Here is a 24,927-nt window from a genome sequence, read left to right on the forward strand (position 1 = left end):
AAAAAAGATACCCTGTTTATGCCGCAATTGGCCGGGCATCTCAAGGGCAATGGTCTGATAGACAATAAAAAACGGCCGCAAGCGGCCGTTTGAACATCAATGGACGGGTTACTTTTTCTCGTGTTCCTGCGGGAACACCAGGTTCAGCACGATGGCGGTAATACCGCCGGCGGCGATGCCGGAAGAGAGCAGGGTTTTCAGCCAGTCCGGCGCGAACTGCAGGATCAGCGGCTGCTGGGAGACGCCCATGCCGACGGCCAGCGACAGCGCCATGATCATGATGGCGCGGCGGTTCAGACGCTCGCGCGACACGATGCGCACGCCAGAGGCGGCGATGGTGCCGAACATCACGATGGTCGCGCCGCCCAGGACCGGCTCGGGAATGTGCTGTACGAAGCCGGCCACCGCCGGGAACAGCCCCAGCGCGATCAGCATCAGCGCCACCACGAAGCCGACGTAGCGGCTGGCAACGCCGGTCAGCTGGATCACGCCGTTGTTCTGGCCGAAGCAGGAGTTGGGGAAGGTGTTGAACACCGCCGACAGCATCGAGTTCAGGCCGTTGGCCAGCACGCCGCCCTTCAGGCGCTTCATGTACAGCGGCCCGCTGACCGGCTGTTCGGAGACGTCGGAGGTGGCGGTGATGTCACCGATGGTTTCCAGCGAGGTGACCATAAAGATCAGCATCAGCGGCAGCAGCAGGTTCCAGTCGAAGCCCAGGCCGTAATAGAGCGGCGTGGGGATGGTGATCGCCGCCGTGGGGGCCGCCGGTGCGTCGGCGGGCAGCATGTCCATCGCCCAGGCCAACAGATAGCCGACCGCCATGGCGATCACCAGCGAAGCCACGCGCAGATAAGGGTTGCGCTGGCGATTCAGCAGGATGATCACCGCCAGCACCGCGCCGGCCAGCAGCAGGTTTTTCGGCGATCCGAAGCTGTGATCGTTCATCGCGGCGTAGCCGCCGCCGATCGAGGTCAGGCCGACCTGAATCAGCGACAGGCCGATGATCATCACCACGATGCCGGAAACCAGCGGGGTGATGATGCGGCGCGCCAGATGCAGCACGCGCGACAGCAAAATTTCGGTGCAGGAAGCGACCATCAAGGTGCCGAACAGCGCGGCCATCATGGTCGGCACGTCGGCGCCGCCGTTTTTCAGCGCCAGACCGCCCATGATCAGCGGCGAAACGAAGTTGAAGCTGGTGCCCTGAATCGACAGCAGCCCGGAACCCACCGGCCCCCAGGTTTTGATTTGCAGAATGGAAGCCAGACCGGAGGCGAACAGCGACATGCTGATGATGTGCTGGGTATCCTGTGCCGGCAGGCCCAGCGCCTGGCAGATCAGCAGGGCCGGAGTGATCACCGCGACGAACATCGCCAGCAGATGCTGGCCGGCGGCAAACAGCGTCTGCGGCAGCGGCGGGCGATCTTCCAGGCGATAAATCAGTTCACTGGCGCGGGGTTCTGAGGCGGCTTGGCGCGCGGCATCAAGCTCGGAGGATGACATGCTCATGGTGTGGCGTTTCCAGATACGGCAAAGCAGGCATTTTAATGCTCCGCCCCGCAAAAGCAAACGGTTGCGCGTAAATATTATGTTGCCGACTTTCTCGTTTATGTCGCATTTTCATTCATTTTTTCTTGTCATCTCAGCGTTTTTTACTTTTAATCCCGCACTCATCAAGTTTAAAAACTAAGTGGTTTTCTATAACTTATTATTTTTATTTGGATCTTTTCCCTTACATGGAGTACCTGGATGTTTCATCTTGATACTTATGGCACGTTAGTCGCGGCGACGCTGGTTTTGCTCCTCGGGGGCAAGTGCGTCAGAACCATTCCTCTGCTGCGAAAATATACCATTCCTGCTCCCGTTGCCGGCGGTTTGCTGGTGGCCCTCCTGCTTTTAGCCCTGAAAAAGCTCGTCAACTGGGAAATCAGTTTTGACATGTCGCTGAAGGACCCGCTGATGCTGGCCTTCTTCGCCACCATCGGCCTGAACGCCAACCTGGCGCGTTTGCGCGCCGGCGGCAAGGTGCTGGTGGTGTTCCTGTTCGTGGTGCTGGGGTTGCTTATCGTGCAGAACGCCATCGGTATCGGCATGGCGAAAATGCTGGGGCTGGATCCGCTGATGGGCCTGATCGCCGGGTCGATCACCCTGTCGGGCGGGCATGGTACCGGGGCGGCCTGGAGCAAGCTGTTCATCGAGCGCTACGGTTTTGAAAACGCGACGGAAGTCGCCATGGCCTGCGCCACCTTCGGGCTGGTGCTGGGCGGCCTGATCGGCGGCCCGGTGGCGCGCTATCTGGTCAAGCACTCTTCCACGCCGGAAGGCACCCCGGAAGACAGCGTGCAGCCGAGCGGCTTCGAGAAGCCGGAAAGCGGCCGCCTGATCACTTCGCTGGTGATGATCGAAACCATCGCCATGATCGCCATCTGTCTGAGCCTGGGGCAGCTGATTGCCGGCCTGCTGAGCGGCACGGTGTTTGAACTGCCGAACTTCGTTTGCGTGCTGTTCGTCGGGGTGATCCTCAGCAACACGTTGGCCTTCACCGGTTTCTATACCGTGTTCGAGCGGGCGGTATCGGTGCTGGGCAACGTCAGCCTGTCGCTGTTCCTGGCAATGGCACTGATGAGCCTGCGCCTGTGGGAGCTGGCCTCGCTGGCGCTGCCGATGCTGGCGATCCTGGCGGTGCAGACGCTGGTCATGGCGCTGTACGCGATCTTCGTTACCTACCGGGTGATGGGTAAAAACTACGACGCGGCGGTGCTGGCTGCCGGCCACTGCGGCTTCGGCATGGGCGCCACGCCGACGGCGATCGCCAACATGCAGGCGATCACCGATCGCTTCGGCCCGTCGCACGTGGCGTTTTTGGTGGTGCCGATGGTGGGGGCGTTCTTTATCGATATCGCCAACGCCATCGTCATCAAGCTGTATCTGCTGCTGCCGGTGTTCCCGGCGGTGGGGTGATATCGCGAGTCATAATGAAAAGGGCGCCTGCGGCGCCCTTTTTTATGCGTTGGAGTAGCGTGCCTTCTCCGGCAGCCAGCGTTCGATCAGCGCCTGGGCGTGCTCCGGATAGTGCTGATGGAGATGGCGAGCGACGCGCTGCACTTCGGGTATCATCGCCTGGTCGCGCAGCAGGTCCGCCACCTTGAATTCGGCGCTACCGGTCTGGCGGGTGCCCAGCAGCTCGCCCGGGCCGCGGATCTCCAGATCGCGCTGCGCGATGACGAAGCCGTCGTTGCTGTCGCGCAGCACCTGCAGGCGCGTTTGCGCAGTCTTGCTCAGCGGCGTTTTGTACAGCAGCACGCAGTGTGAGGCCACGGCGCCGCGTCCTACGCGGCCGCGCAGCTGGTGCAGCTGCGCCAGGCCCAGCCGCTCCGGGTTTTCGATGATCATCAGGCTGGCGTTCGGCACGTCGACGCCGACTTCGATCACCGTAGTGGCGACCAACAGCTGCAGCTCGCCCTGTTTAAACGCCTGCATCACCGCCTGCTTTTCCTGCGCTTTCATGCGGCCGTGCACCAGCGCCACCTTCAGCTCCGGCAGCGCGGTTTTCAATTCTTCCCAGGTGGCTTCCGCCGCCTGCGCTTCCAGCAGTTCGGACTCTTCGATCAGCGTGCACACCCAGTAAGCCTGCCGCCCCTCTTCCAGACAGGCGCTCTTCACCCGTTGAATGATGTCGGCGCGGCGGGTATCGGGAATGGCGACGGTGGTCACCGGCGTGCGGCCCGGCGGTAGCTCGTCGATGACCGAGGTATCGAGATCGGCATAGGCGGTCATTGCCAGCGTGCGTGGGATCGGCGTGGCGGTCATGATCAGCTGATGGGCGTGGAAGCCCTGTTCTTCGCCTTTCTCCCACAGCGCCAGCCGCTGATGCACCCCGAAGCGGTGCTGCTCATCGATGATCACCAGCGCCAGGCCGTTAAATTGCACCTGCTCCTGGAAGATGGCGTGGGTGCCAACCACCATCGAAACCTGGCCGCTGGCGATGGCCTCCTGCTGCGCGATGCGCGCCTTGCCTTTCTGTTTGCCGGCCAGCCAGCCGACCTCCAGCCCCAGCGGTTCGAACCACTGGCGGAAATTGTTGGCGTGCTGCTCGGCCAGCAGCTCGGTCGGCGCCATCAGCGCCACCTGCTTGCCGTGCGCGATAGCGCGCAGCGCCGCCAGCGCCGCCACCAGCGTTTTGCCGGAGCCGACGTCGCCCTGCACCAGTCGCATCATCGGGAAGTCTTTTTGCATATCGGCTTCGATGTCGGCCACCACGCGCGTTTGCGCGCCGGTCGGCGAGAACGGCAACTGGGCGAGAAAACGGTTTTTCAGCCGATCGTCCGGCAGCAGCGGCTGCGCCTGGTAACTCTGGGCGCCGGCGCGTACCGCCAGCATGCTGAGGTTATGCGCCAGCAGCTCTTCGAGGATCAGGCGTTTTTGCGCCGGGTGTTTGCCCAGCTCCAGATCCGCCAGCTGGATGTCCGGCGGCGGGCGATGCAGGGTGTGCAGCGCCTGCGGCAGGCTCATCAGGCCGCCGCTCAACTCCGGCGGCAGCAGTTCGGCGATGGCGCAGGTATCCAGCAGCTCCAGCGCCTGATCGGTCAGCTTGCGCAGCGTGGCTTGCCGCACCCCTTCGGTGGTGGGGTAGACCGGCGTCAGCGACTCCTGCAGCTCGACTTCGCTGGCTTCGCCCTGAATGCGGTATTCCGGATGGATGATCTCCGCGCCGTGGTTGCCGCGTTTGATCTCGCCGTAGGCGGTCACGCGGCGGCCGGTGGCCAGGCTGTTCTTCATCGCGGCGTTGAAGTTGAAGAACCGCATGGTGAGGATGCCGGTACCGTCGCTGATCTGGCAGGTCAGCATGCGGCGGCGGCCGAAGCTGATGTCGCTGCGCAGCACTTCCCCTTCTACCGTGGCGTAGATGCCCGGCAGCAGATCGTTGATCGGGTAGAGGCGAGTGCGGTCTTCGTAGCGCAGCGGCAGGTGCAGCAGCAGATCCTGAATGGTCTCGAGGCCAAGCTTGGCCAGTTTGCCCGCCTGGCTGGCGCCAACCCCGGAAAGCGTGGTGAGTGGGACAGCATCCAGCAGGCGGCCTTTCATTTGCGCACCGTCGCCTGCATGGCCGCCCACCATTCGGCGCTGGCGATCACCTGGCCCTGCTCGTCAATCTGCGGGCGTGGCAGCCCTTTGCGCTTGGCCACGTTGGCCAGCACCGGGTAGCCGCCTTCGAACAGCAGACGCTGCTGCTCTTCTTCATCCAGCATACTGTTGTCGCGGCGATACAGGCCGGCGTTCTGCCGCTGGCGCTGCGCTTCATACAGGATCAGTGCTGAGGCCACGGAGACGTTGAGCGATTGCACCATGCCGATCATCGGAATGACGATGTCCTGATCGGCCAGCGCCAGCGCTTCTTCGGTGATGCCGGTTTTTTCCTGGCCGAGCAGCACGCAGGTGGGCCGGGTGTAATCCACCTCGCGGAAATCGACCGCGCGCGCAGACAGATTGGTGGCCAGAATTTGCATGCCTTGCGCTTTCAGGTGACCGACCGCGTTGCCGATGGAGCGATGGGTTTTGACGCTGACCCAGCTGTTGCTGCCGGCGGCGGAGGAAACCAGGGTGCGCATGCGGGTGGTGGGCCACACGGCGTGGACCTGATGCACGCCGACGGCGTCGGCGGTGCGGATAATGGCGGAGACGTTATGCGGTTTGTGCACTTGCTCCAGGCAGACCGTCAAATCCGGCTGCCGGGTCGCGAGCATTTCACAAATCCGCGCATAGCGTTCAGGACTCATAAGCGCTAGTTTCGGTTGCGGTTAACTTTGATCACATCCGGCATGATACGGATTTTACGCATAATGTTTGCCAAATGGATGCGATCGCGGGTGGTCAAGCGGATAAAGGCGCTATAAACCCGACCGTCTTTCTCTTCGGTGTTCAGGCTCTGAATATTGGACTCGGCTGCGTTGATCGCCGCCGTCAGGTTGGCCAGCGCGCCCTGGTGGTTGAACATGTCCACCTTGATCTCGGCGATGAACTCCTGCTCGGTCTCTTTATCCCACTCGACCGCCATGAACTTCTCAGGCTCTTTCTGATAGCCGCGAATATTGCGGCAGGATTCATGGTGGATCACCAGCCCTTTGCCCGGGCTGACGTGAGCGATAATCGGGTCGCCCGGAATCGGACGGCAGCACTTGGCGAAGGTGATCAACACCCCGTCGGCGCCCTTGATGGCCAGGTTACGCACGCCGGAGGAAGCGCCCAGGCTGGACTGATCGCCCTGCAGGTTCTTCGCCACCACCACGCTCATGGCGTTGCCGAGGCCGATTTCCGCCAGCAGATCGTCCAGCGTCGCCAGCTTCATGCGGTCCAGCTCGTGCTGAATGTTTTCCTGCGGGATTTCGGCCAGCTTGCGGCTGCCGCCCAACGCGTGGTTGAGCAGACGGCGGCCGAGGCCGACGGAGTCGTCGCGCTTGAGATTCTTCAGCATCTGGCGAATTTTGGCGCGCGCTTTCGAGCTGACTACGAAGTTCAGCCAGGCGGCGTTGGGCCGTGCGCCCGGTGCGGTGATGATCTCGACGGTCTGGCCGCTGGTCAGCGACTGCGACAGCGGGTATGGCTGACGATCGACGCGCGCGCCGACGCAGGCATGGCCGATATCGGTATGCACCGCATAGGCGAAATCGACCGGCGTGGCGCCGGCGGGCAGCTCGACGATGCGGCCTTCCGGGGTGAAAACGTAAATCTCATCCGGGAACAGATCGGATTTGACGCTCTCGATAAATTCAAACGAACTGCCGGCGCTTTGCTGCAGCTCCAGCAGGCTTTGCATCCAGCGCTGGGCGCGGATCTGCGCCGTGGTGCCGGTTTCGCCCTGTTCTCTTTCCTTGTAAGCCCAGTGCGCGGCCACCCCCATCTCAGCCATCTGATCCATGTCTTCGGTGCGGATCTGCACTTCGACCGGCACGCCGTGCGGGCCGATCAGCGAGGTATGCAGCGATTGATAGCCGTTGGCCTTGGGAATGGCGATGTAATCTTTCACTCGCCCCGGGCGTGGTTTGTACAGGCTGTGCACCTGGCCGAGCACGCGGTAGCAGGTATCGACCTCTTTCACGATCACCCGGAACGCGTAGATATCCATGATGGAATGGAAACGCTGTTCTTTGAGGTGCATCTTGAGGTAGATGGAGTAGAGGTGTTTTTCCCGCCCGCTGACGCGGCAGGCGATGCCGGCTTCGGTCAGTCGCCCTTCGATCTCGGAGAGGATTTTTTGAATCATCTCTTTGCGGTTGCCGCGCGCGGCTTTCACCACTTCCTTGATCACGCGATAACGGTTCGGGTACAGCGCCTCGAAGCCCAGCTCTTCCAGCTCGGTCTTCAGGTGATGAATACCCAGACGGTGGGCGAGCGGGCTGTAGATTTCCAGGGTTTCACGCGCGATGCGTCGGCGTTTGTCGGGGCGCAGCGAACCGAGGGTGCGCATGTTGTGCGTACGGTCGGCCAGCTTGATCAGCACGACGCGGATATCCTGCACCATCGCCATGATCATCTTGCGGAAGTTTTCCGCCTGCGCTTCTTTCTTGTCCTGGAACTTCAGCTTGTCGAGCTTGGAGACGCCCTCAACCAGTTCGGCGACGCTCTTGCCGAACAGCTGTTCCATATCTTGATAGGTGGCTGGGGTGTCTTCGATGACGTCGTGCAGCAATGCCGCCATCAGCGTCTCGTGATCGAGACGCATTTCCGCCAGGATGCAGGCCACGGCGACCGGGTGAGTAATGTAAGGCTCACCGCTGGAGCGTGTCTGGCCCTCGTGCGCGTCGCGCGCGACGAGGTATGCCTGTTTGAGGCGCTTAATCTGCTCCTCGGGCAGGTAACGTTGAATCAGCAGATTCAGGCTTTCAAACAGGTACAAGGCGGACTCGCAGTCTAATTAACGACGACCTTCAGCAATCGCGGTAACCGCTTGAATCTCTGCGGCTTCCTGCTCTTGCTGTTCCTGGCGCTCACGCACGTCGAGGATCTGGCTGGTGATCAGGCCTTCTTCGATTTCGCGCAGGGCGATAACGGTGTACTTGTCGTTCTCTTCCGGAACCAGTGCATCTTTGCCGCCGGTCTGGATCTGACGCGCCCGACGAGCAGCGACCAACACCAGGTCAAAACGGTTACCAATTTTCTCTACAGCGTCTTGAACAGTTACGCGTGCCATATTTGTGCTACTCCACAGGTGACGAAAAGACTGGGCATGATACTGAAACTGCCTTCAGTCTGCCAATAGTTTGCTGATTAAAGCGTCATGCCGCAGCAACTGGCGGCCCAAACGCAGGCGTTCGGCGCGAATGATGGTCTTCAGATCGGACAGCGCCAGATCGAAATCATCGTTCACAATCAGGTAATCGTACTCCGCATAATGCGTCATTTCCGCCACGGCCTGAGCCATGCGCTTGGCGATCACCTCTTCGGAATCCTGCCCGCGCCCGCGCAGGCGGCGGCCCAGTTCTTCCTTCGACGGCGGCAGAATGAAGATGCTGCGCGCCTGCGGCATTTTGGCGCGGATTTGCTGCGCGCCCTGCCAGTCGATATCCAGAAACACGTCTACGCCGGTCGCCAACACTTGTTCGATGGCGGCGCGCGAGGTGCCGTAATAGTTGCCGAACACTTCGGCGTGCTCAAGAAACGCGTCCTGCTCGATCATCCGGCGGAATTCGTCTTTCGAGACGAAGAAATAGTGTTCGCCGTGATTTTCACCCGGGCGGCTGTCGCGCGTGGTGTGCGAAACCGAAACCTGCGTGTCGTACAGCGGTTGCGTCTTTAACAAAGCCTGAATCAGACTTGATTTACCTGCGCCACTGGGAGCAGAGACAATATAAAGCGTGCCTTGAGCCATGATGATGTTCGTTGATAACGGTTGATATGCCAATAACAGCGGATGTGTATTTTCTCCGCACAGTATACACGGCTAACGCGCCGGGTGCAGCGTTAGCTCGCATTTTGCCCGCCGCTTTGCGCGGAAAAAGCGGCGAATGAGCGAATTTGCGCGTCGAAGGGCAACATTTCTGCAGTTTTGGCCTCGGCGGCGAGGCCATGTCAGATTACGGCGCGTCGGTAATGCGTGGGGCGGACGAAGGGGTTTCCCGTGCGGGGGGGCGGAGAAAGAGAAAGATAATGACGGCGGACGCCAGCGTCGTCAGGGCGAGTAAGTACAGCAGATTCTGGAAAGCCAGTTCGTAGGCGTGCTTCAGCCGTGCGGCGTCCGCATTGAGCAGGGCGGTCGCCCGCGGCATATCCCCCATGGCCAGGGCGTGCGCGCCGGCGGCGTTTGCGGTTGGGGGAGCGAGATGGCGCCCAACCAACAAGGCCAACAGGGCACCGACGATCGCCAATGCAATGCCTTCCCCCGCGACGCGAACGGTGCTGAAAATGCCGGTCGCCATGCCCGCTCGCTCTCGCGGCACGACGCTGACGGCTAAACCGTCCATCAATCCCCAGGGCAAGCTGATACCGCAACCGATGGTCAGCATCGGTAGCAGTAGCCGCGCGAGCGATTGCCCCGGCGCATAGTGCGCCAGCCATGCCAGCCCGGCGGCGCAAATCAACAAGCCTAGGCTGGAAACGGCGCCGGCGGAAAAGCGGTGAGCGAATGCCCCGGTCAGCAGCGGCAGCGCCAGCATTGGTGCGGACAACGTCAGCATCATCATGCCGGTTTCCACGGTGCTGTAACCCTCGATGCCGATAAATCGGAGGGGAAGCAGCACCAGCAACACCACGTACGAATAGGCCGGCGCTGCCGCCAACAGCTGTACGCCGACAAAGCGCGGGTAGCGAAACAGCGACAGATCGAGCATCGGCCGAGTGGTGCGGCGTTCAATCAGGATAAAAGCCAGCATAAACAGCAGCGCGCCGGCCAGCAGCGGACCGAATGCCAGCCCGATGCCGAACGTGGTGCCCAGCAGGCTGAAGGCCTTGCTTCTCTCCGGCCCGTTAAATACCTGGGCCAGGCTTGCGGTTCCGCCGGCCAGTGCGGCCGCGGCGGAGATGCCTTGCAGCGCGCGTATCGCGTCGAAGGACATAATGTCTTGCGCCGCGCTCATGAGCAGAGCGCTGAGCGCGAGCGCCGCCAATCCACAGATAAACACGCGCTTGCGGCCAAAACGATCGGCGAGCGCTCCGGCGAGCATCAGGCTGCAGCCGAAGGTCAGCATAAACGCGTTGGTGACCCAACTGAGCGCGACCAGTCCGCCGCCCAAATCTTTAGCGATTGCGGTGAGCGCGACTGCGGGGCCGGTAAAGCTCAGCGGCATGATCAGGCCTGCGAGACACACGGAAAAGAGTATGAGCCAGCGCTGCGGGGGCGCATTCCGGGATGGATGAGCGTTCATGGGCGATTCCTGATGCGGTGGTTTCGATGGGTATGGATGATAAATAAGACTGAATAGGTTAAAAATAAGGCTGAATTCCACACTTTCAGGACAAAAACGCTCTAATGGGGGCCATATGGAAAGTTTGAGCGGGCTGCTGGCGTTTGTTCGCGCTGCCGAATCGTGCAGCTTTGTCGCTGCTGGGGAGCGATTGGGGGTATCGGCCTCGGCGGTGGGTAAAAGCGTGGCGCGGCTGGAGGCGTCGTTGGGCGTTAGGCTGTTCAACCGCAGCACCCGGCGCATCAATTTGACGGAGGAAGGGGCGCTATTTTACGAACGCTGCCGGCGTATTGTTAGTGACATCGAGAACGCTGAAGCCGAGATGGCACGTATTTCAGAGGCGCCGCGCGGCAAGCTGCGCGTCAGCATGCCCGCCATCGGTTACCGCATGCTGGTGCCGCTGTTGGCTGATTTTACCGCGCGTTATCCTGAGATTGAGTTGGATGTGGACTTCAACGATCGCATCGCGGATCTGATCGCCGAGGGCGTTGATGTGGCGGTTCGAGGCGGAGAGCTGGCTGATTCCCGCCTGATGGCGCGGCGTCTTGGACCGTTTCGCCAGGTTTTGGTCGGCGCGCCGGACTACTTCCGCCGGCGCGGAACGCCGTTGAAACCGGCGGATCTGCTCGAGCATGCTTGTTTGCGTTATCGCTTCCCGGGCGGGCAGCAGTTGCAGGCGTGGCGGCTGAGCGCCGACGATGAGGCGTTGTCGTTAAGGTTGCCGGTGACGATGAGTTTCAGCAGCGTTGAGGCGCTAATCCATGCGGCGCAGCAGGGATTGGGCATCGCCTACCTGCCGGATTTCACTTTGAGCCAGGCCCTGCGCAGCGGGCAGCTGACGGCGGTGCTGCAAGACAGCACGCCCGAGCGCGGCGCGTTTTCTGCCGTGTGGCCCTCTAACCGGCACATGTTGCCGAAAGTCCGGGTGTTCGTGGATTATCTGGCGCGGTACATGCTGCCGGACGATCAGTGATCCGGATGCTGGTAGTTGAACACCGGCAGGCCGAGGCGGAAGCGCAGGGCGATCAGGCGCGCGCTCAGGCCGGCGACCAGCGTGAGGATCACCACCAGATTGTGCGGCAGGCTGAGGTGCTGCAGGCCGATATACAGCCAGGCGGCGCTGAAGGAGATGCCGGCGTAGATCTCTTTCTGGAAAACCAGCGGGATACGGTTGCAGAACATATCGCGCAGCACCCCGCCGAAGACGCCGGTGATCACCGCGGCGATGGCGGCGATAATCGCGCTGTGCCCCATGTCCAGCGCCACCTGCGCGCCGATGATGGAGAAGACGATCAGGCCGACGGCGTCGAGCACCAGGAACAGGCGGCGCAGATGGCGCATCAGGGGGGCCACCCAGGTGGTGACGATCGCCGCTATCGCGACGATGACGATGTATTCCGGGTGTTTGACCCAGCCCAATGGAAAATGCCCGAGCAGCATATCGCGCACCGACCCGCCGCCGATCGCCGTGACCGAAGCGATGATGATCACGCCGAACATGTCCATTTGGCGGCGGCCGGCCGCCAGCGCGCCGGTCATGGCTTCGGCGGTGATGCCGATGATATAAAGGATGCTCAGTAACATAAGGGATTCACAGCGTACTTGCGTCAGAATGATGGCCGGCAGGGTAATCGCCGCCGATGGCGCGCGCCACTGAGTTTTTTTCACCGATGGTGTTTCGGATTAATTTAGCTAATCCAAACTCCGTTTTTATTGCCGATAACCAGCCTTTTTTAACATCTGGCTGTTGATGAAAGCATTAGAAATTTCGCGCTGGTTTCCATCGCTGACTATGCTTTTTGCAGCTAATCCTTCAACCGAGAAACCGAGACTGCAGATGAAAAACTCCCCGAAACTGGCCGCCGGCGCCGTGGTGGCCGCCCTGCTGCTGAGCGGCTGCGTGACACCAGGCCATCAGGCTGTGTCACCCGCTCCGGCTTGCCACACCGGCGATCCGATGATGCAAACAACGCTCTACTTCGGCCTGAATCGCCCGGCGGGGCCGGCGATCACCGCCGCCGAGTGGCAAACCTTCGTCGACAGCCAGGTGACGCCGCGTTTTAAAGACGGGTTGACGGTCTTTGATGCCAAAGGGCAGTGGCTGGGCCACGACGGCAAGCTGGCGCGCGAGAACAGCAAGGCGCTGCTGTTGATCCATGCGCCGGGCAAAGAGAGCGAGGCGAATATCGAGGCGCTGCGCAGCGGCTATAAGCAGCAGTTTGCGCAGGATTCGGTGATGCGGGTGGATGCGCCGGTGTGCGTGGCGTTTTAAAGCGAACTCCCGGCCATGCGGCCGGGAGTGGGGATTACAGCACCAGGCCGGCGATGGCCGCTGACAGCAGGCTCACCAGCGTCGAGCCATAAACCAGCTTCAGGCCAAAACGGGAAACTACGTTGCCTTGCTGCTCGTTCAGCCCCTTGATGGCGCCGGCGACGATGCCGATGGAGGCGAAGTTGGCGAACGACACCAGGAACACCGACAGAATACCCAGCCCGCGCGGCGACAGCTCCGCCGCGATTTTCTTCAGCTCAATCATCGCCACGAATTCGTTGGCCACCAGCTTGGTCGCCATGATGCTGCCCGCCTTCAGGGCCTCCTCCGCCGGGATGCCGATCAGCCAGGCCAGCGGATAGAACACATAGCCGAGGATCTGCTGGAAGCTGATGCCGAGCACCGCGGAGAACAGCGCATTGACGGCGGAGATCAGCGCGATAAAGCCGATCAGCATCGCCGCGATGATCATCGCAATCTTGAAGCCGGCCAGAATGTACTCGCCCAACATTTCGAAGAAGCTCTGATCTTCATGCAGTTTGTTCAGCTTCAGCTCCGGCTCGTCTTCGACCTGATACGGGTTGATGATCGACAGAATGATGAAGGTGCTGAACATATTAAGGATCAATGCCGCCACCACGTACTGCGCGTCGATCATCGACATGTAGGCGCCGACGATGGAGAGCGATACCGTCGACATGGCGGTCGCGGCCATGGTGTACATGCGGCGCGGCGAGATATCGCCGATGATGCCTTTATAGGCGATGAAGTTCTCCGACTGCCCCAGCACCAGCGTGCTGACGGCGTTGAACGACTCCAGCTTGCCCATGCCGTTGACCTTGGATAGCAGGGTGCCGACCAGGCGGATGATCAGCGGCAGGATGCGGAAATGCTGCAAAATGCCGATCAGGGCGGAAATAAAGATGATAGGGCACAAAACGCCGAGGAAGATGAACGCCAGGCCATCCTTGCTCATGCCGCCGAACACGAACTCCGATCCTTGGGCGGCGTAGGCGAGCAGGGTGTCGAAGAAGCCGGCGACGTGTTTGATCACGCTGAGCCCGCTGGCGGAGTGCAGGAAGAAATAGGCCAGCGCGCCTTCGATCACCAGCAGCTGGATGATATAGCGCAGGCGGATTTTCTTGCGATTATTGCTGACCAGCAGCGCCAGGGCGATGATCACCACCAGAGCCATAATAAATTGCAGAATTTGTGGCATAAACGGTCCGTACGGTTCACGGGCAGAGAAAAAACACATTTAGCCACAGCATCGACGTCCTTTCATTACCTTGCGTGATAATTAGAACAAAATACTTATGGCATGCGGGATATCTTGCCAAATGTCATCCACACGTGCTGTCCGGCAGTTTTTCATAAGCTTCCCGGTGAGCCGGTTCCCCAGGGGCCTGCCGGCTCGCAACCTGATGCAATCACTGTCACTCGCGTGCAAACGCCTGGAATCTGGCTCGCAACTGGTGCTTTTTCATGGCGTAAAGCGTGGTTTTCTCGAGGGAGGCAAAGAAAAATGCCTGAACAAGGCGCCACGACCGGCGCATCTTCTCGGATAAGGCGGCGAACAATGAATACCGGCACGTTGCTCAGGGCGCTGGCCAACGGGGTTAATCCCGACACCGGTGAGCTGTTGAGACCGGCTTCGGCGGCCTGCGCGCCGGAGGCTATCCGCCTGCTGTTCGCGTTGGCCAACGAGTTCGACGGTGAAGCCGAACTGCAGAAAAAAGCCCGGCTGACGCCGGAGGAGAAGCGGCAGAAGAATCTGGCCGAGGGGCGGCCGGCCAATGCCTACTTCCCTTGGCCGGAAGAGGAAAAGCTGAGGTTGCGCGAGAGCCATGCGGCCGGGGCGACGCTGGAAGCGCTGAGCGATGAGTTTGAACGCTCAACCTGGAGCATTGCGGTGCAGCTGCAGAAAATGGGGCTGATGGGCGAAGAACAGGTGGCCGCTTATCGCTGAGCTGCAGCCATAAAAAAGCCCGCTTGGCGCGGGCTTGATGGCGTGCGGGGCAGGATCACTCGATGTTCGGATCTGAATATTGATTGGATTATTAAAATTGATGTTTTTCAATAAATTAAAACTATAATTATACGGGTTTTATGTGTTCAACCCCCGTTGTAACCCCCGCTCAAGTTTTGAGAGTTTATGTAAAATCTCTACGAGATTCGGTTCAAGAGATTTTCAAGAGTAATTTCTCTGCATTTTAAATTAAACTCTCTCATTATGAAGTTAAATTTATTTTTATTATTTTGCTCTTTGGTAATATAATATTTTGATTGACTTGCATTGCCGCAATGTTGTGCATCTCTATACATATTTACCCAACGGTTTTTTTTAGATATATCTTCACTAAAACCCTTCACTATATCTAAAGACATATATATATCAACTATCTGTTCTGGTTGTGAAAGTTTACTGAAATCTTTACCTGTAAATTTCAATGCCCATTTTCTATAGTCAACTAACTTTTCAAAAATCTGGTCTTCTTTAATTGAACCTGAAAATATCTCAAGAAATCCGACGAATTCTTTCGGAAGATTTTTAAATGTATTGTATTTTTTTGCATGAGAAATCAAGTCTTGGACTTGTTTTCTTAAGCTTTTATAAATATTTGGAGAATCCATATTTTCAGTTAAATAAGTCATTAGTAAGTTGGGAAAGTTTCCATCTAAAATCCCGTTATTTTTATCAATCATTTGGGTTAGGAATGAATCCTTGTGCATTTTCGATAATTCGATTTTATGCTTATCATAACCAGGTAAGAAAAAAATCCTGTTCTTTTTAGCTAATTCTTCATCTTTTATTTCAGTTTCTATAACAGAATTAAAAAATGGATATAGTTTTGAGTTTAGTTTTTTAATTACAAATTTACCGTTTTCGTCTATTTCATTTATTCCATACCTATCAGATATGCGTTCAAGTAGATCCAAGTCTTCAACTAAGTATTTTTCTGGGCTATTTTTTAGGTCGAATAAATGAGCGTGTGAAAAAGGGAAGTGATATTTCTTCTGTACTTTATTGAATGATTGCCATTTGTCAGGTGTGAAGGATTTGAAATCACTTATAATATTAGTGTCAATATAAATATATTTTTTCATTTTAAACTCCTTTTATTTTACTAATTAAGCAAGGGGTGCATTGATAATTAGTTATACAGTTATCTACCATGAGGTTATAGTATAGTTTTTTCTAGCTACCAAAAACATAAATTAGGTGATATATGCAAAATTGGTCAGCCGCGCATACCAAGGAAATCAAGAAGTGGTTAGATATCGATACTTATCGCAGATTTGAAGATCTGACTCTCATACAGCTTTATCATGAACTGCTTGCAAGGACATTGTTCTTCAAACCATATCATGAAGAATTTGAAGCAGAAGCCGTAAGACTCTACATCGACAGGATCTTCAGTGGCAACCCCTTTCTCATCACAGAAAAGCATCTCGGCTATCTCACAAGAGAGGATACCCTTTACCAGCCACCACACTTCTTTCTGACAACAACTGAAAGATTGGCGCAACTCAGTATTGTGGGGCTGCGAAATTCACTTTTCTTTTGGGATGGCGGTGATGAGTACTCGGTTAACCGTGAATTCCTCGAAAGCCCTGTATCAGAGTCCCTACCTCGCCTGTTCAGAGATACTGTCATGGTCGAAATCGACTTGGCGAATGGAACTGACGAGGAAATAGCTGAATCCCTGAAAGCCGCACTACCTCAGTGGCGTAAGGTCAGAGGTATCGAGGCTGACACTACTGACTCGATCCGCTTCGGTTATGGAACGATTAAGAAAATCATCAACTACAGACTGATACCACTAATTGATATCCTAGTATGGTCAAACCTGCATAAGGTACGTATATCAGAAAACCGCCTCTCGCGTCTGCTGTATACCGATGATGATGACGAAAGTGATACCCGGATGAACCACCAAATCAGGGACACGGACAGACCACTTGCTTTGAAAGCTGCGAGTATACCGTTCATCCGACAGTTTCATCTGTTTATCAACAAGAACAGCCATTTGAAAAAGATCAGAGTTTCAGAGGTGATGAAAATCTCTGATTCTGACTGAACCTAGCTTCCATAGCCCTGATGTTCTGAACCTCACTGCTTTTTTTCCATATTCATTCGTATAGTCGTTTCCATCAAAACGAAAGAAGAGGAAACGACTATGAATCAGCACAATACACGCCTTATTCGTTTACCAGAGGTTCTAAATCGAACCGGCTATGGTAAAGCCTGGATCTATCATCTAATCAGCAAAGGATGTTTCCCATCACCAGTCAAAATTGGATCTCGTGCAGTTGCTTTCATTGAAAGTGAAGTAGACGAATGGATTCAATTAACTATCGAAAATTCAAGAAAGCATGTTGCCTGAAATAAAATTACAGCCTTCTTATTTATGAGGATTAATTCTCAGACTTGTAAAGTTTAAATCTTAAAAAAAACTATATTTAACGTAATTCTTTACGTTTTTTTAGGCGAGGCTTGTGTCATAGGTATTTAAAGGTGGTTTCTTAATATTGGGTATGGATACTATCTACTAGCCGTACCTGTTTCTTTCACGTGAAAGAAATTTTTTTAAATATTTAAATTCATTATAAATAAAGCCATATATAACAAAAAAATTTGCAAAATTTAAATTGATAAAATAAAGATAAGCCGTAGTGATTACTAAATGTAAAGTTTTTGGAGGGTTATTATAATGTCATATCAAATAAAAAAATTTGTGATGAGCAATGGCGAACGAGGATGTTTGGTTCTCGATAAAGAAACACAGTTGCCTGTTTATTATCAAAATCTCTATCTTACAACCAATGTCAGGAATAGAAGTGCGACCGCATCAACGATGGAGATAGTTGCAACAAACTTACTAATACTAAGCAATTTCCTCAAAAGCAGGAAAATAAATATAATTGATAGGATTGAAATTAAGGAGTTCCTAAGTGTAGCAGAAGTGGATGACCTGATCCGTTATGCAAGGCAGAGATTTGATAAGCAAAAGATTACAAATGTAAGATTAATAAAAGGGTATCAGATTGCAAGAAGAACTTTCGGTTATAGAATTCATGTTTTTTCGAGCTATCTTAATTGGCTGTGCGGTTTACTTCATTCTATTAAGGGAATTCATGCTAGATATGAAGTCGAGAGTTTCATAGAAAGTATTAGAGCACATCTCCCGCTAAATAAATCTCTTAGCATGAATGACAGAAAAGATAAATCACTGAGCAAAGAAGAGATAAAAAAACTGTTTGAGTTATTAGAAATTGAAGGAAGCCAAAATCCTTTTCAGAAGGATGTTCAAATGAGAAACAGACTCATTTTTACCTTACTATTGAATTGTGGTTTAAGAGCAGGAGAGCTATTAAATCTAAAAGTTAATGATTTAAATCCTAGGGATTACACACTAAGTATTTTCAGAAGACATGATTGCATTGAAGATCGAAGGCTGAATCAACCTTTAGTCAAAACTGGTGAAAGGGAAATTCCATTGTCGGACGAGTTAGCATTGGAGATTTTGGATTACATAAATAACTATAGAAATAAATACACCAAAAAGAAGAAGCATGACTTCCTGTTTGTTACACACAGTTCATGTAAAACAGTTGGAGAACCTTTATCTGTTTCAGCATATGAAAAGATAATTTCGACTATTAAAAAATCAAGCCCGGAATTAAAGAATTTATCAGGTCATAAATTGAGACACTCCTGGAACTATTTCTATTCAAGTGAAATTGATGATTCGAATTTAGATATCAGCCGAAAATCAGGCTTGAGGTGCTATCTCATGGGGTGGTCAAAAGATTCAAAGATGTCTGAAAATTATAACTTCAAACACATATCAATGAAAGAAAAGGAAGTTATTGGAAGAGTTTATGACTCTTTGAGGAAAATAACTAAAGGGGAATGAAATGAAAACAAGCACTTTAAAAAAAGAGAATGTAGTTTTTGCAATGATGAAGGGGTATAGGTTCAGGATTTCAGATAATAAATGGCAATTAGATATAAATAATTGTGTTTGCCCACATAAGGTTGCCGATAAAATGCCAGAGTCGATGCGTGTTGGTTATCTTAATACCTTGGCATATTTTTCGTCTGAATATAGTGCAGGCTACATAAAGAATATAAATCACATCTTTAGCCAATGGCTAAGATTAATGGATCTTGAAATGATTAATTCCAAAGCGGTTTATCAATTTAATGTTAGCTTAGGCCCTGAGAAAAACTATAAGCTAAATTCAATAAAGAACTTTCTTAATAAATGGAAAAAACTCGGTTATGAAGGAGTAGATAACTCAGCTCTGAGAATGCTGGAAAAAATAACCATTAAACCTAATTTAACAGGGGAAGCCGTTAAACGAAGAGATCCGAATAGTGGACCACTAACGGAAGAAGAGCTGAAAATCATACTTGAAAGTATCAGAAAATTGTTGAAAGAAGATAAAATCCCTCTGTTTATGTATTGCTACGTTATTCTATTAGCAACAACGGGAAGGAGGCCATCACAGCTAACTTCGTTGAAAGCGAAAGATCTCATCAGAACGGAAGAGGGTTGTTTTCTAAATATACCGAAAGTAAAACAAAGGAAGAACTTCAGAAGTGAGTTCAGCATAATGAGAATCGACGATAGCCTGTATGAGGAACTTATAACCTTGATTGATCTGAACCAGAAACATATCGAAGATAGGGTCAAGAGGAATATTAGTCATTTAAAAAATGAATTACCTATACTCATGGACATTAAACAATATGTATTAATTGATACTGGACAAAGTTTAGATACCATCATGACAACTGATTTTTTACATATGAAGAATTCTTCTATCTCAAACAAACTAAATAATTTGACTACTAAATTCAACATGGGGTCATCAAGTAATAACGGCCCTATACGGATTAATGCAAGACGATTTAGGTATACCCTGGGAACTCGTTTAGCAAAGGAAGGTGCATCAGTTGAAGTAATAGCTAAAGCATTAGACCATAAATCTATAAACTCATCAGGGATATACGTAAAAAATTGTCCAGACAATGTTCATGATATAGACAAGATGCTTAATCCTTTTTTTGAACCGCTATCAAAGATATTTCTTGGAGAAGAACAGTCAAAAAACAAGAAGCTCTTTACTGAATATATTTTAAATTCGTTCGGATTTTTTAATGATAAAAATGACCAAATTGAATGTTTCACTTGTAAAAACTTTAGAGCCTGGAGTTCCCAATGACCAATATCATACTATTCGAGCCAGCCAATGCTAATAATCCTAGTTCAAATGTTGATGAGTTTATTGAATTTTGTAAGAGTAATATTTTCAACTCGAAGTTAGCGATTTCATGGAAAAGCAATGTATGGAAGAGATATTATAGATTCAATAAATTTGACATGAACAATAATCGAAATAGCAAAGATAGATTAGATGGTAGTTTCATTGATTTCGCTAAAGCTTATATGTTTCATATTCACTCGTTTAACAGGTCAAAGTCAAACCATAATACTTTGTCAATGTTGAAAATCATTGAGTTTGTTTTATTGAAATTATACGGAGAAGCTAATATTATTAAGTGCAATAATATCATATTTGATGAATGTGCAAGGTTAGCATCTGCCAAATATTCAAAAATACAAGCAGTTGGAATTGGTAAAGAACTTGAGAAACTATGTTCATTCTTAACAGGAAACAGAATGACGACCTCATCATACTTTTTCTGGGTAAATCCGTTAAGACATAAAATAACTCAGAGCTGGAAAGGTTATGAACCTTCACTCGAAGGACACTCAAAACTACCAGACATAAAATCCGTAATAGCTATTGCTGAGATTTTCTCAAAAGATGAAAGCCAATTGTCTACAAGGGACATTTTCACTACTTCTGTTCTTGCACTACTCATGTGTGCTCCAGGAAGAATTTCAGAAATTTTAAGTCTTCCAGCGGATTGTGAGATTACTGAAAAAGATGACAAAGGCATTGAACGATATGGTTTAAGATTTTTTTCAGCAAAGGGTTATGCTGGGGATATCAAATGGATTCCTACAGTAATGATCCCTATAGCTCAAAAGGCGATAGCCCGATTAAAAAAACTGTCCAACCATGCAAGGTCTGCCTCAAGAAAAATGGAAGGCCAAGGCACTGAGTCATCCAAATATGCACTCGTTACCACAAAGCCTCAGAATTTTCCTTGGTATGATGAGGAAAAAAGAATTAAATATTCAAATGCTTTATGTCTTTTATTTGACAGGCAACTGTGTCAGAAGACAAGAAAAGATTTTACATCTTTTTTCAGACCCACGCCTGGGTTTTTGAGAATGGATATTAATGCTATTGCAAGTATTAAAGGCACAACAAACCTGTTCAAAAGACACGGCTATGTCAATGAGGATGGTATTCCCTATTCTATTAAAACTCATCAATTAAGGCATCTGTTGAATACTTTTTCTCAAATTAATGGCATGGATGAGTTTAGCATCGCTCGATGGTCCGGGCGTAAGCTTATTTCTCAAAATGTTTCTTATGATCACCGATCGCACTTACAAATGACTAAGCTCATAAGAGAAAAAAAGACAATCGAGGCAAGTAACAGCCATAGGAAAAAAGAAATAGCTATAATGGACATAACTGATTTCGATTCTTTGAATGATGGAGCTGTGCTCGTTACTAAGCATGGTTACTGCAAGCACTCATATGCTTTTGACCTATGTGGTTATTATCCAATACAAGACTCTGGAAAGGATGATGACCGACTATTGGTAATTCATAATAAAATTATTGAAAAAACATATCATGATAAAAATGATGGGAATGTCAATGCTGAAAAATGGTATGAGTTTCAAACTAAAATTATAAAAGGAGAATAAATGGCTAAACATATTACTGGTTATGATGAAAAAAACATAACAAATGTTATAAATAACTGGAATAAAGATGAGAAGCTAACCTGGGATGCTTTATGCGACAAGTTAGTAAAGATCATTGGTAAGAGACCTTCAAGACAATCTTTAAGTAGTCATGTCAAGATTTCGGATTGTTTTAATTCAAAAAAGAAGACTCTCAAGTTTGGTATTAAAGAAAAATGCTCTATTAAGCCTGCTAATTTAGAAATCGCTTGTCAGAGAATAAAAAGACTCGAAACTGAAAACGAAGCTTTGATAGCATTAAATAACAGATATTTAGAGCAGTTCAAGATATGGCTTTATAATTCTCATTTGAAGCAAATAACGGTTGAAGAGCTTAATAGACCCTTACCTGTAAAAGATATTTAAATATAATCTGATAGGTTTTAACTATTGACATGATTAATAATTATGATATTTCTTTAATTGTCAGGATGACCACAAATAAATTGCAAGGATGCATATTATGGAGAAATTAAATAGCATGGAGCGTTTTCTAATACTCTTTGAACGCTTCATTAAAAAGCTCGAAGAGTCTGGACTGTCAGAATCAGACATAATAGACAAATCTTACCTTTTCTGTGTAGGTTTCTATATCAAGTTTAAAAATGACATTGATAATATAGAATTGGCTAATAGAGATGTTGTTTTATCTTTTATGCTTACCTCTTATTACTGCTTTATTAATAATGTTGAAAAAAGAGTAATCGATGCGGATAAAATAAGAAGAATGTGTGGATTACTCATTCACTTCATCATGAAGAACAAAATTAATTCAGAAACTGTTTTTATCACAGAAAAAAGAAAATATGATAGATCTCTGTTGGCTATGAGTTTGAGGAAAAGGGACATTGAGTATAATAAAAGTCATGGGCATAAATAGTATCTTTAACTTTTGAATTTTCAACCTGAAAGCTATGTCGTATATCCCCCACCGAAAAACGTGGCTTGACTATCATCGATAGATGAACAAGAAGTTCTCTGCAAAGCAGGATTTCTTCACACTTCTCAATTACATACCCTAAGATGAACAAAAAAAGCACCCATGAGGGTGCTTTTGCTGCTACTATACACTTGGACCACAGGTCCTTAAAATAACAATTATAAAGAAGGAGGTGGATTATGAATAATAATCTCACAAACCTGCTAAGGATAGCGATTTTTATCAGCATCCTTTTGTATAGCCAACCGGTTTACTAAGGGGTTGCTGGTATATGGCTACCAGCTAGCACTGGTAGCCATATTATTCAACTTATGACGTACCATTTTTCTGTTGTCAAATTTAATTACTATAAAATGAGAAAAGCCTGTATTCAGCTTACAGGCTTAGTCATTTATTAAAAGTGTTCTATGCAGCATTTAAATTCTGATCAAAGATCTCCATCCATTGGTTGAGCTGCGTCTTCAAATCATTTAACCCATTACTCGAATTGAAAGCATCATTACGAGGATAGAACCGGATATGCCATTCTGGTTTACGCGCGTCTTTTACACGGATAAAGAGGCCTGTATCAGCGATGTTTTGACCTAATGTTTTACCGTTCTCTCTGATACTACTTAAACCAGCACCTGCAACTTCACCACCGTATGTAATGTTGTAGCGCCATTCTTTGATATCATTAAAAGAATAGGTTTTTGCTCCTGCGCTATTTTTAAGAAATACTTCTTGTTTATTTTTGTCTAACCTAATCTCGCTGTCATTGAATTTATGAATATAGATCCCATCGTTATTTTCATTCAGATAATTGAATGTAGCATCATTGTTTTTCCTGACGACATATTTGCCATAAGCTGTTGCACATAGCATCGCACTGATAAAAAACAGGGGAACCCAATAAACTGACATGACCTTAGCGCCCCCAAAAAAAGCAACAATAACAGGGAGTGCAATCGCCAGCATTACACGCTTCATCATGAAGAATTTCATACGGTTTTTCCTGTATGATAGAACGATAATAAAAATAGGCTAGTAAAATCAGTCTATTAGCTGATAGTTCCTTCAACGTACATTTTGTACAAAGCTGTAAAGTTATCAAATCATTTGTACCGATCGATATTTTGCATTTTGATAGCCTATGACTATCATGATAGATTTATCGATCGATTTTAACGATCAATTATTTTGTCATGAAATCAGCAGCATAGGGGTTTTTAAGTTGATTTATGCTAAATTTTCAGTCTAAAAATGTTCGTTTTCACGGATTTTTCAACAGATGGAAGGCATGGCAGCTCTATATGAAGTAGTGAAGCAGAAAAAATCTTCGGAGGCTGTTTAAACGCCCTTAACAATGGATTACGTAGTTTTTTGAGGGTGATGACTATTGTGTCTATAAAAGGAATGGTTTCTATCCATCGCATCGCTACGTCCACATAGCTTTTACCTGTGGTTTTAACTTTCTCTTGGTAGATATCATCTACTACAGGCAAGACAGATAAAGGAAGCAGGGTGTTTTCTGCATCTATACCACCAAAAAAACTTACGGAATCAGCTTTCACTATCCTGATAATTTCTTCTGGGTTGGTTGCATTGAAGGCAATGGAAGCTTTTCTGTCATCTACGGCAAGGGGATCAATGATGATGAACGGCTCTAAGTTTTTCCATGAATACTTTTTTCCAAGCTGCGAAGCCTTGAATGAAATGTTGGCGTATTCAAACGAGAAACCGTTCATTTTCCCGGTTGAAGCCCTGTGGGGGATTGCTTTTATCTTCTGAGCTGCAAGCTGCTGCACAAAATCCTCTTCGTAAATCTGGTTAGTAATGAGCGTATCTATAGCTTCTTGTATGATCGTCTTTGGGCATTTCTCGCCTGTTCTGTCTTCCAGCATGGTCTCATTACGTGATTTTTTACGTTTCGATTTAGCGGAAGATGGACATGCTTTAGCCTCAGGCCCTTTTGTTCTGGTCAGTGAATAGTCGAGTTCAAGCTGCTGTATGATACTGGTGCTGATAAGGTTCTCATTTTTACCAAGGTATAGCTTCCCAGATGTTGCATCTATGCGACTTGCAACTATATGGATATGTTGGCCATCTTTATCATCATGCAGGACATAAGCTCGTAGATGCGTTTCAGAGAAGCCCATACGCTTCATATAGTCGTCGGCTAACAGCTTCCATCGTTGTATTGGTAGACTCTCACAAGCAGGCAGACGCAGAGAATTGTGCCATACAGGTTTACTGACATCGGAGCGCAGGAGCTTCGTAGCGTTGAACTCTGCACTTAGTGATTCTGCGAAGCTTTCTATCACATTGCCACCAACCACACTCGGATCTGATTTGTGGTGCGAAGCAGGTTTTAATAAATAAGAAATTAGCCCATTAAAGGTTTTTCCTCTTTTGATTTTTTGCATTCCCTTCATG

General features: G+C 50.3%; 23 protein-coding genes. 11 read left to right on the forward strand and 12 right to left on the reverse strand.

Annotated elements, in window-relative coordinates; translation table 11 throughout:
* Positions 1–108 precede the first annotated feature (108 nt).
* Positions 109–1,509: a nucleobase:cation symporter-2 family protein gene (locus tag ACJ8HT_RS22175; protein ID WP_019452186.1), complete on the reverse strand. Its 1,401-nt coding sequence runs from the start codon at positions 1,507–1,509 to the stop codon at positions 109–111.
* Between the two features lie 240 nt (positions 1,510–1,749).
* On the opposite strand from ACJ8HT_RS22175, the gene gltS reads away from it, so the two are divergent.
* Positions 1,750–2,961 (forward strand): sodium/glutamate symporter, encoded by a 1,212-nt coding sequence (gene gltS / locus ACJ8HT_RS22180; RefSeq protein WP_038872558.1) that lies wholly within the window; start codon positions 1,750–1,752, stop codon positions 2,959–2,961.
* Positions 2,962–3,003: 42 nt separating this feature from the next.
* On the opposite strand, the gene recG is transcribed toward gltS, so the two are convergent.
* The 6 genes from recG to ACJ8HT_RS22210 all read right to left on the reverse strand — a co-directional run bounded on the left by recG (position 3,004) and on the right by ACJ8HT_RS22210 (position 10,358).
* On the reverse strand, positions 3,004–5,085 hold the full coding sequence (gene recG / locus ACJ8HT_RS22185) for an ATP-dependent DNA helicase RecG (protein ID WP_033636486.1): 2,082 nt from the start codon (positions 5,083–5,085) through the stop codon (positions 3,004–3,006).
* Positions 5,082–5,777, reverse strand: coding sequence for a tRNA (guanosine(18)-2'-O)-methyltransferase TrmH (trmH, locus tag ACJ8HT_RS22190; protein ID WP_197653434.1), 696 nt, complete (start codon positions 5,775–5,777; stop codon positions 5,082–5,084). Before trmH ends, recG begins: the two co-directional genes overlap by 4 nt.
* 5 nt (positions 5,778–5,782) lie before the next feature.
* Entirely contained in the window at positions 5,783–7,894 is a 2,112-nt protein-coding gene (gene spoT, locus ACJ8HT_RS22195; RefSeq protein ID WP_019452189.1) for a bifunctional GTP diphosphokinase/guanosine-3',5'-bis pyrophosphate 3'-pyrophosphohydrolase, read from the reverse strand.
* 18 nt (positions 7,895–7,912) lie between these two features.
* On the reverse strand, positions 7,913–8,188 hold the full coding sequence (rpoZ, locus tag ACJ8HT_RS22200) for a DNA-directed RNA polymerase subunit omega (RefSeq protein ID WP_004931221.1): 276 nt from the start codon (positions 8,186–8,188) through the stop codon (positions 7,913–7,915).
* 54 nt (positions 8,189–8,242) lie between these two features.
* Positions 8,243–8,866: a guanylate kinase gene (gene gmk / locus ACJ8HT_RS22205; RefSeq protein ID WP_004931218.1), complete on the reverse strand. Its 624-nt coding sequence runs from the start codon at positions 8,864–8,866 to the stop codon at positions 8,243–8,245.
* Positions 8,867–9,071: 205 nt separating this feature from the next.
* Positions 9,072–10,358, reverse strand: coding sequence for an MFS transporter (locus ACJ8HT_RS22210; RefSeq protein WP_197653435.1), 1,287 nt, complete (start codon positions 10,356–10,358; stop codon positions 9,072–9,074).
* A 115-nt stretch (positions 10,359–10,473) separates the two neighbouring features.
* On the opposite strand from ACJ8HT_RS22210, the gene ACJ8HT_RS22215 reads away from it, so the two are divergent.
* Complete coding sequence (locus tag ACJ8HT_RS22215; RefSeq protein ID WP_060441444.1) at positions 10,474–11,370, forward strand: LysR family transcriptional regulator; 897 nt, start codon at positions 10,474–10,476, stop codon at positions 11,368–11,370.
* Here ACJ8HT_RS22215 and ACJ8HT_RS22220 read toward each other — a convergent pair.
* Positions 11,364–11,981, reverse strand: a complete 618-nt coding sequence (locus tag ACJ8HT_RS22220; protein WP_025304704.1) for a trimeric intracellular cation channel family protein — start codon at positions 11,979–11,981, stop codon at positions 11,364–11,366. The two genes, ACJ8HT_RS22215 and ACJ8HT_RS22220, sit on opposite strands and share 7 nt — an antisense overlap.
* Before the next feature lie 253 nt (positions 11,982–12,234).
* Between ACJ8HT_RS22220 and ACJ8HT_RS22225 the strand changes: the two genes are divergently transcribed.
* A complete protein-coding gene (locus ACJ8HT_RS22225) occupies positions 12,235–12,669 on the forward strand; it encodes a DUF3574 domain-containing protein (protein ID WP_197653436.1) in 435 nt (144 codons plus the stop codon).
* A gap of 34 nt (positions 12,670–12,703) precedes the next feature.
* Here the strand turns inward: ACJ8HT_RS22225 and ACJ8HT_RS22230 are convergent, their stop codons facing one another.
* The gene (locus tag ACJ8HT_RS22230; protein ID WP_004931212.1) at positions 12,704–13,888 is read right to left on the reverse strand and encodes a NupC/NupG family nucleoside CNT transporter; all 1,185 of its coding nucleotides are present in this window, start codon (positions 13,886–13,888) and stop codon (positions 12,704–12,706) included.
* Between the two features lie 360 nt (positions 13,889–14,248).
* Here ACJ8HT_RS22230 and ACJ8HT_RS22235 point away from each other — a divergent pair, with 360 nt between their 5' ends.
* A complete protein-coding gene (locus ACJ8HT_RS22235) occupies positions 14,249–14,638 on the forward strand; it encodes a hypothetical protein (protein ID WP_060425004.1) in 390 nt (129 codons plus the stop codon).
* A gap of 197 nt (positions 14,639–14,835) precedes the next feature.
* On the opposite strand, the gene ACJ8HT_RS22240 is transcribed toward ACJ8HT_RS22235, so the two are convergent.
* A complete protein-coding gene (locus tag ACJ8HT_RS22240; protein WP_063925781.1) occupies positions 14,836–15,777 on the reverse strand; it encodes a hypothetical protein in 942 nt (313 codons plus the stop codon).
* A gap of 122 nt (positions 15,778–15,899) precedes the next feature.
* Between ACJ8HT_RS22240 and ACJ8HT_RS22245 the strand changes: the two genes are divergently transcribed.
* The 7 genes from ACJ8HT_RS22245 to ACJ8HT_RS22275 all read left to right on the forward strand — a co-directional run bounded on the left by ACJ8HT_RS22245 (position 15,900) and on the right by ACJ8HT_RS22275 (position 22,452).
* Entirely contained in the window at positions 15,900–16,751 is an 852-nt protein-coding gene (locus ACJ8HT_RS22245; protein ID WP_021552945.1) for a DUF6387 family protein, read from the forward strand.
* Positions 16,752–16,850: 99 nt separating this feature from the next.
* A complete protein-coding gene (locus ACJ8HT_RS22250) occupies positions 16,851–17,057 on the forward strand; it encodes a helix-turn-helix transcriptional regulator (protein WP_001071601.1) in 207 nt (68 codons plus the stop codon).
* A gap of 327 nt (positions 17,058–17,384) precedes the next feature.
* Complete coding sequence (locus ACJ8HT_RS22255; RefSeq protein WP_063925780.1) at positions 17,385–18,590, forward strand: tyrosine-type recombinase/integrase; 1,206 nt, start codon at positions 17,385–17,387, stop codon at positions 18,588–18,590.
* A 1-nt stretch (position 18,591) separates the two neighbouring features.
* Positions 18,592–19,905 carry a site-specific integrase gene (locus ACJ8HT_RS22260; protein WP_063925779.1) on the forward strand — a complete coding sequence of 438 codons (1,314 nt, stop codon included), beginning with the start codon at positions 18,592–18,594 and terminating at the stop codon, positions 19,903–19,905.
* Positions 19,902–21,533: a hypothetical protein gene (locus tag ACJ8HT_RS22265; RefSeq protein WP_063925778.1), complete on the forward strand. Its 1,632-nt coding sequence runs from the start codon at positions 19,902–19,904 to the stop codon at positions 21,531–21,533. The genes ACJ8HT_RS22260 and ACJ8HT_RS22265 overlap by 4 nt, the downstream gene beginning before the upstream one ends.
* Positions 21,534–21,938, forward strand: a complete 405-nt coding sequence (locus ACJ8HT_RS22270; RefSeq protein ID WP_028014140.1) for a hypothetical protein — start codon at positions 21,534–21,536, stop codon at positions 21,936–21,938. It abuts the gene before it with no gap.
* A gap of 97 nt (positions 21,939–22,035) precedes the next feature.
* The gene (locus ACJ8HT_RS22275; RefSeq protein WP_063925777.1) at positions 22,036–22,452 is read left to right on the forward strand and encodes a hypothetical protein; all 417 of its coding nucleotides are present in this window, start codon (positions 22,036–22,038) and stop codon (positions 22,450–22,452) included.
* Between the two features lie 465 nt (positions 22,453–22,917).
* Here the strand turns inward: ACJ8HT_RS22275 and ACJ8HT_RS22280 are convergent, their stop codons facing one another.
* The gene (locus ACJ8HT_RS22280; RefSeq protein WP_063925776.1) at positions 22,918–23,496 is read right to left on the reverse strand and encodes a DUF4755 domain-containing protein; all 579 of its coding nucleotides are present in this window, start codon (positions 23,494–23,496) and stop codon (positions 22,918–22,920) included.
* Between the two features lie 239 nt (positions 23,497–23,735).
* Positions 23,736–24,926 carry a relaxase/mobilization nuclease domain-containing protein gene (locus ACJ8HT_RS22285; protein WP_063925775.1) on the reverse strand — a complete coding sequence of 397 codons (1,191 nt, stop codon included), beginning with the start codon at positions 24,924–24,926 and terminating at the stop codon, positions 23,736–23,738.
* Position 24,927 lies beyond the last annotated feature (1 nt).

Source organism: Serratia sp. CY44782, assembly GCF_052168715.1.
Lineage (GTDB): Bacteria > Pseudomonadota > Gammaproteobacteria > Enterobacterales > Enterobacteriaceae > Serratia > Serratia nevei.

Excerpts from the sequence above, each read along its gene's own strand:
- ACJ8HT_RS22175 (WP_019452186.1), bottom strand. The coding sequence starts at position 1,509 with ATGAGCATGTCATCCTCCGAGCTTGATGCCGCGCGCCAAGCCGCCTCA.
- gltS (WP_038872558.1), top strand. The coding sequence starts at position 1,750 with ATGTTTCATCTTGATACTTATGGCACGTTAGTCGCGGCGACGCTGGTT.
- recG (WP_033636486.1), bottom strand. The coding sequence starts at position 5,085 with ATGAAAGGCCGCCTGCTGGATGCTGTCCCACTCACCACGCTTTCCGGG.
- trmH (WP_197653434.1), bottom strand. The coding sequence starts at position 5,777 with ATGAGTCCTGAACGCTATGCGCGGATTTGTGAAATGCTCGCGACCCGG.
- rpoZ (WP_004931221.1), bottom strand. The coding sequence starts at position 8,188 with ATGGCACGCGTAACTGTTCAAGACGCTGTAGAGAAAATTGGTAACCGT.
- gmk (WP_004931218.1), bottom strand. The coding sequence starts at position 8,866 with ATGGCTCAAGGCACGCTTTATATTGTCTCTGCTCCCAGTGGCGCAGGT.
- ACJ8HT_RS22210 (WP_197653435.1), bottom strand. The coding sequence starts at position 10,358 with ATGAACGCTCATCCATCCCGGAATGCGCCCCCGCAGCGCTGGCTCATA.
- ACJ8HT_RS22215 (WP_060441444.1), top strand. The coding sequence starts at position 10,474 with ATGGAAAGTTTGAGCGGGCTGCTGGCGTTTGTTCGCGCTGCCGAATCG.
- ACJ8HT_RS22220 (WP_025304704.1), bottom strand. The coding sequence starts at position 11,981 with ATGTTACTGAGCATCCTTTATATCATCGGCATCACCGCCGAAGCCATG.
- ACJ8HT_RS22225 (WP_197653436.1), top strand. The coding sequence starts at position 12,235 with ATGAAAAACTCCCCGAAACTGGCCGCCGGCGCCGTGGTGGCCGCCCTG.
- ACJ8HT_RS22230 (WP_004931212.1), bottom strand. The coding sequence starts at position 13,888 with ATGCCACAAATTCTGCAATTTATTATGGCTCTGGTGGTGATCATCGCC.
- ACJ8HT_RS22235 (WP_060425004.1), top strand. The coding sequence starts at position 14,249 with ATGAATACCGGCACGTTGCTCAGGGCGCTGGCCAACGGGGTTAATCCC.
- ACJ8HT_RS22240 (WP_063925781.1), bottom strand. The coding sequence starts at position 15,777 with ATGAAAAAATATATTTATATTGACACTAATATTATAAGTGATTTCAAA.
- ACJ8HT_RS22245 (WP_021552945.1), top strand. The coding sequence starts at position 15,900 with ATGCAAAATTGGTCAGCCGCGCATACCAAGGAAATCAAGAAGTGGTTA.
- ACJ8HT_RS22250 (WP_001071601.1), top strand. The coding sequence starts at position 16,851 with ATGAATCAGCACAATACACGCCTTATTCGTTTACCAGAGGTTCTAAAT.
- ACJ8HT_RS22255 (WP_063925780.1), top strand. The coding sequence starts at position 17,385 with ATGTCATATCAAATAAAAAAATTTGTGATGAGCAATGGCGAACGAGGA.
- ACJ8HT_RS22260 (WP_063925779.1), top strand. The coding sequence starts at position 18,592 with ATGAAAACAAGCACTTTAAAAAAAGAGAATGTAGTTTTTGCAATGATG.
- ACJ8HT_RS22265 (WP_063925778.1), top strand. The coding sequence starts at position 19,902 with ATGACCAATATCATACTATTCGAGCCAGCCAATGCTAATAATCCTAGT.
- ACJ8HT_RS22270 (WP_028014140.1), top strand. The coding sequence starts at position 21,534 with ATGGCTAAACATATTACTGGTTATGATGAAAAAAACATAACAAATGTT.
- ACJ8HT_RS22275 (WP_063925777.1), top strand. The coding sequence starts at position 22,036 with ATGGAGAAATTAAATAGCATGGAGCGTTTTCTAATACTCTTTGAACGC.
- ACJ8HT_RS22280 (WP_063925776.1), bottom strand. The coding sequence starts at position 23,496 with ATGAAATTCTTCATGATGAAGCGTGTAATGCTGGCGATTGCACTCCCT.
- ACJ8HT_RS22285 (WP_063925775.1), bottom strand. The coding sequence starts at position 24,926 with ATGAAGGGAATGCAAAAAATCAAAAGAGGAAAAACCTTTAATGGGCTA.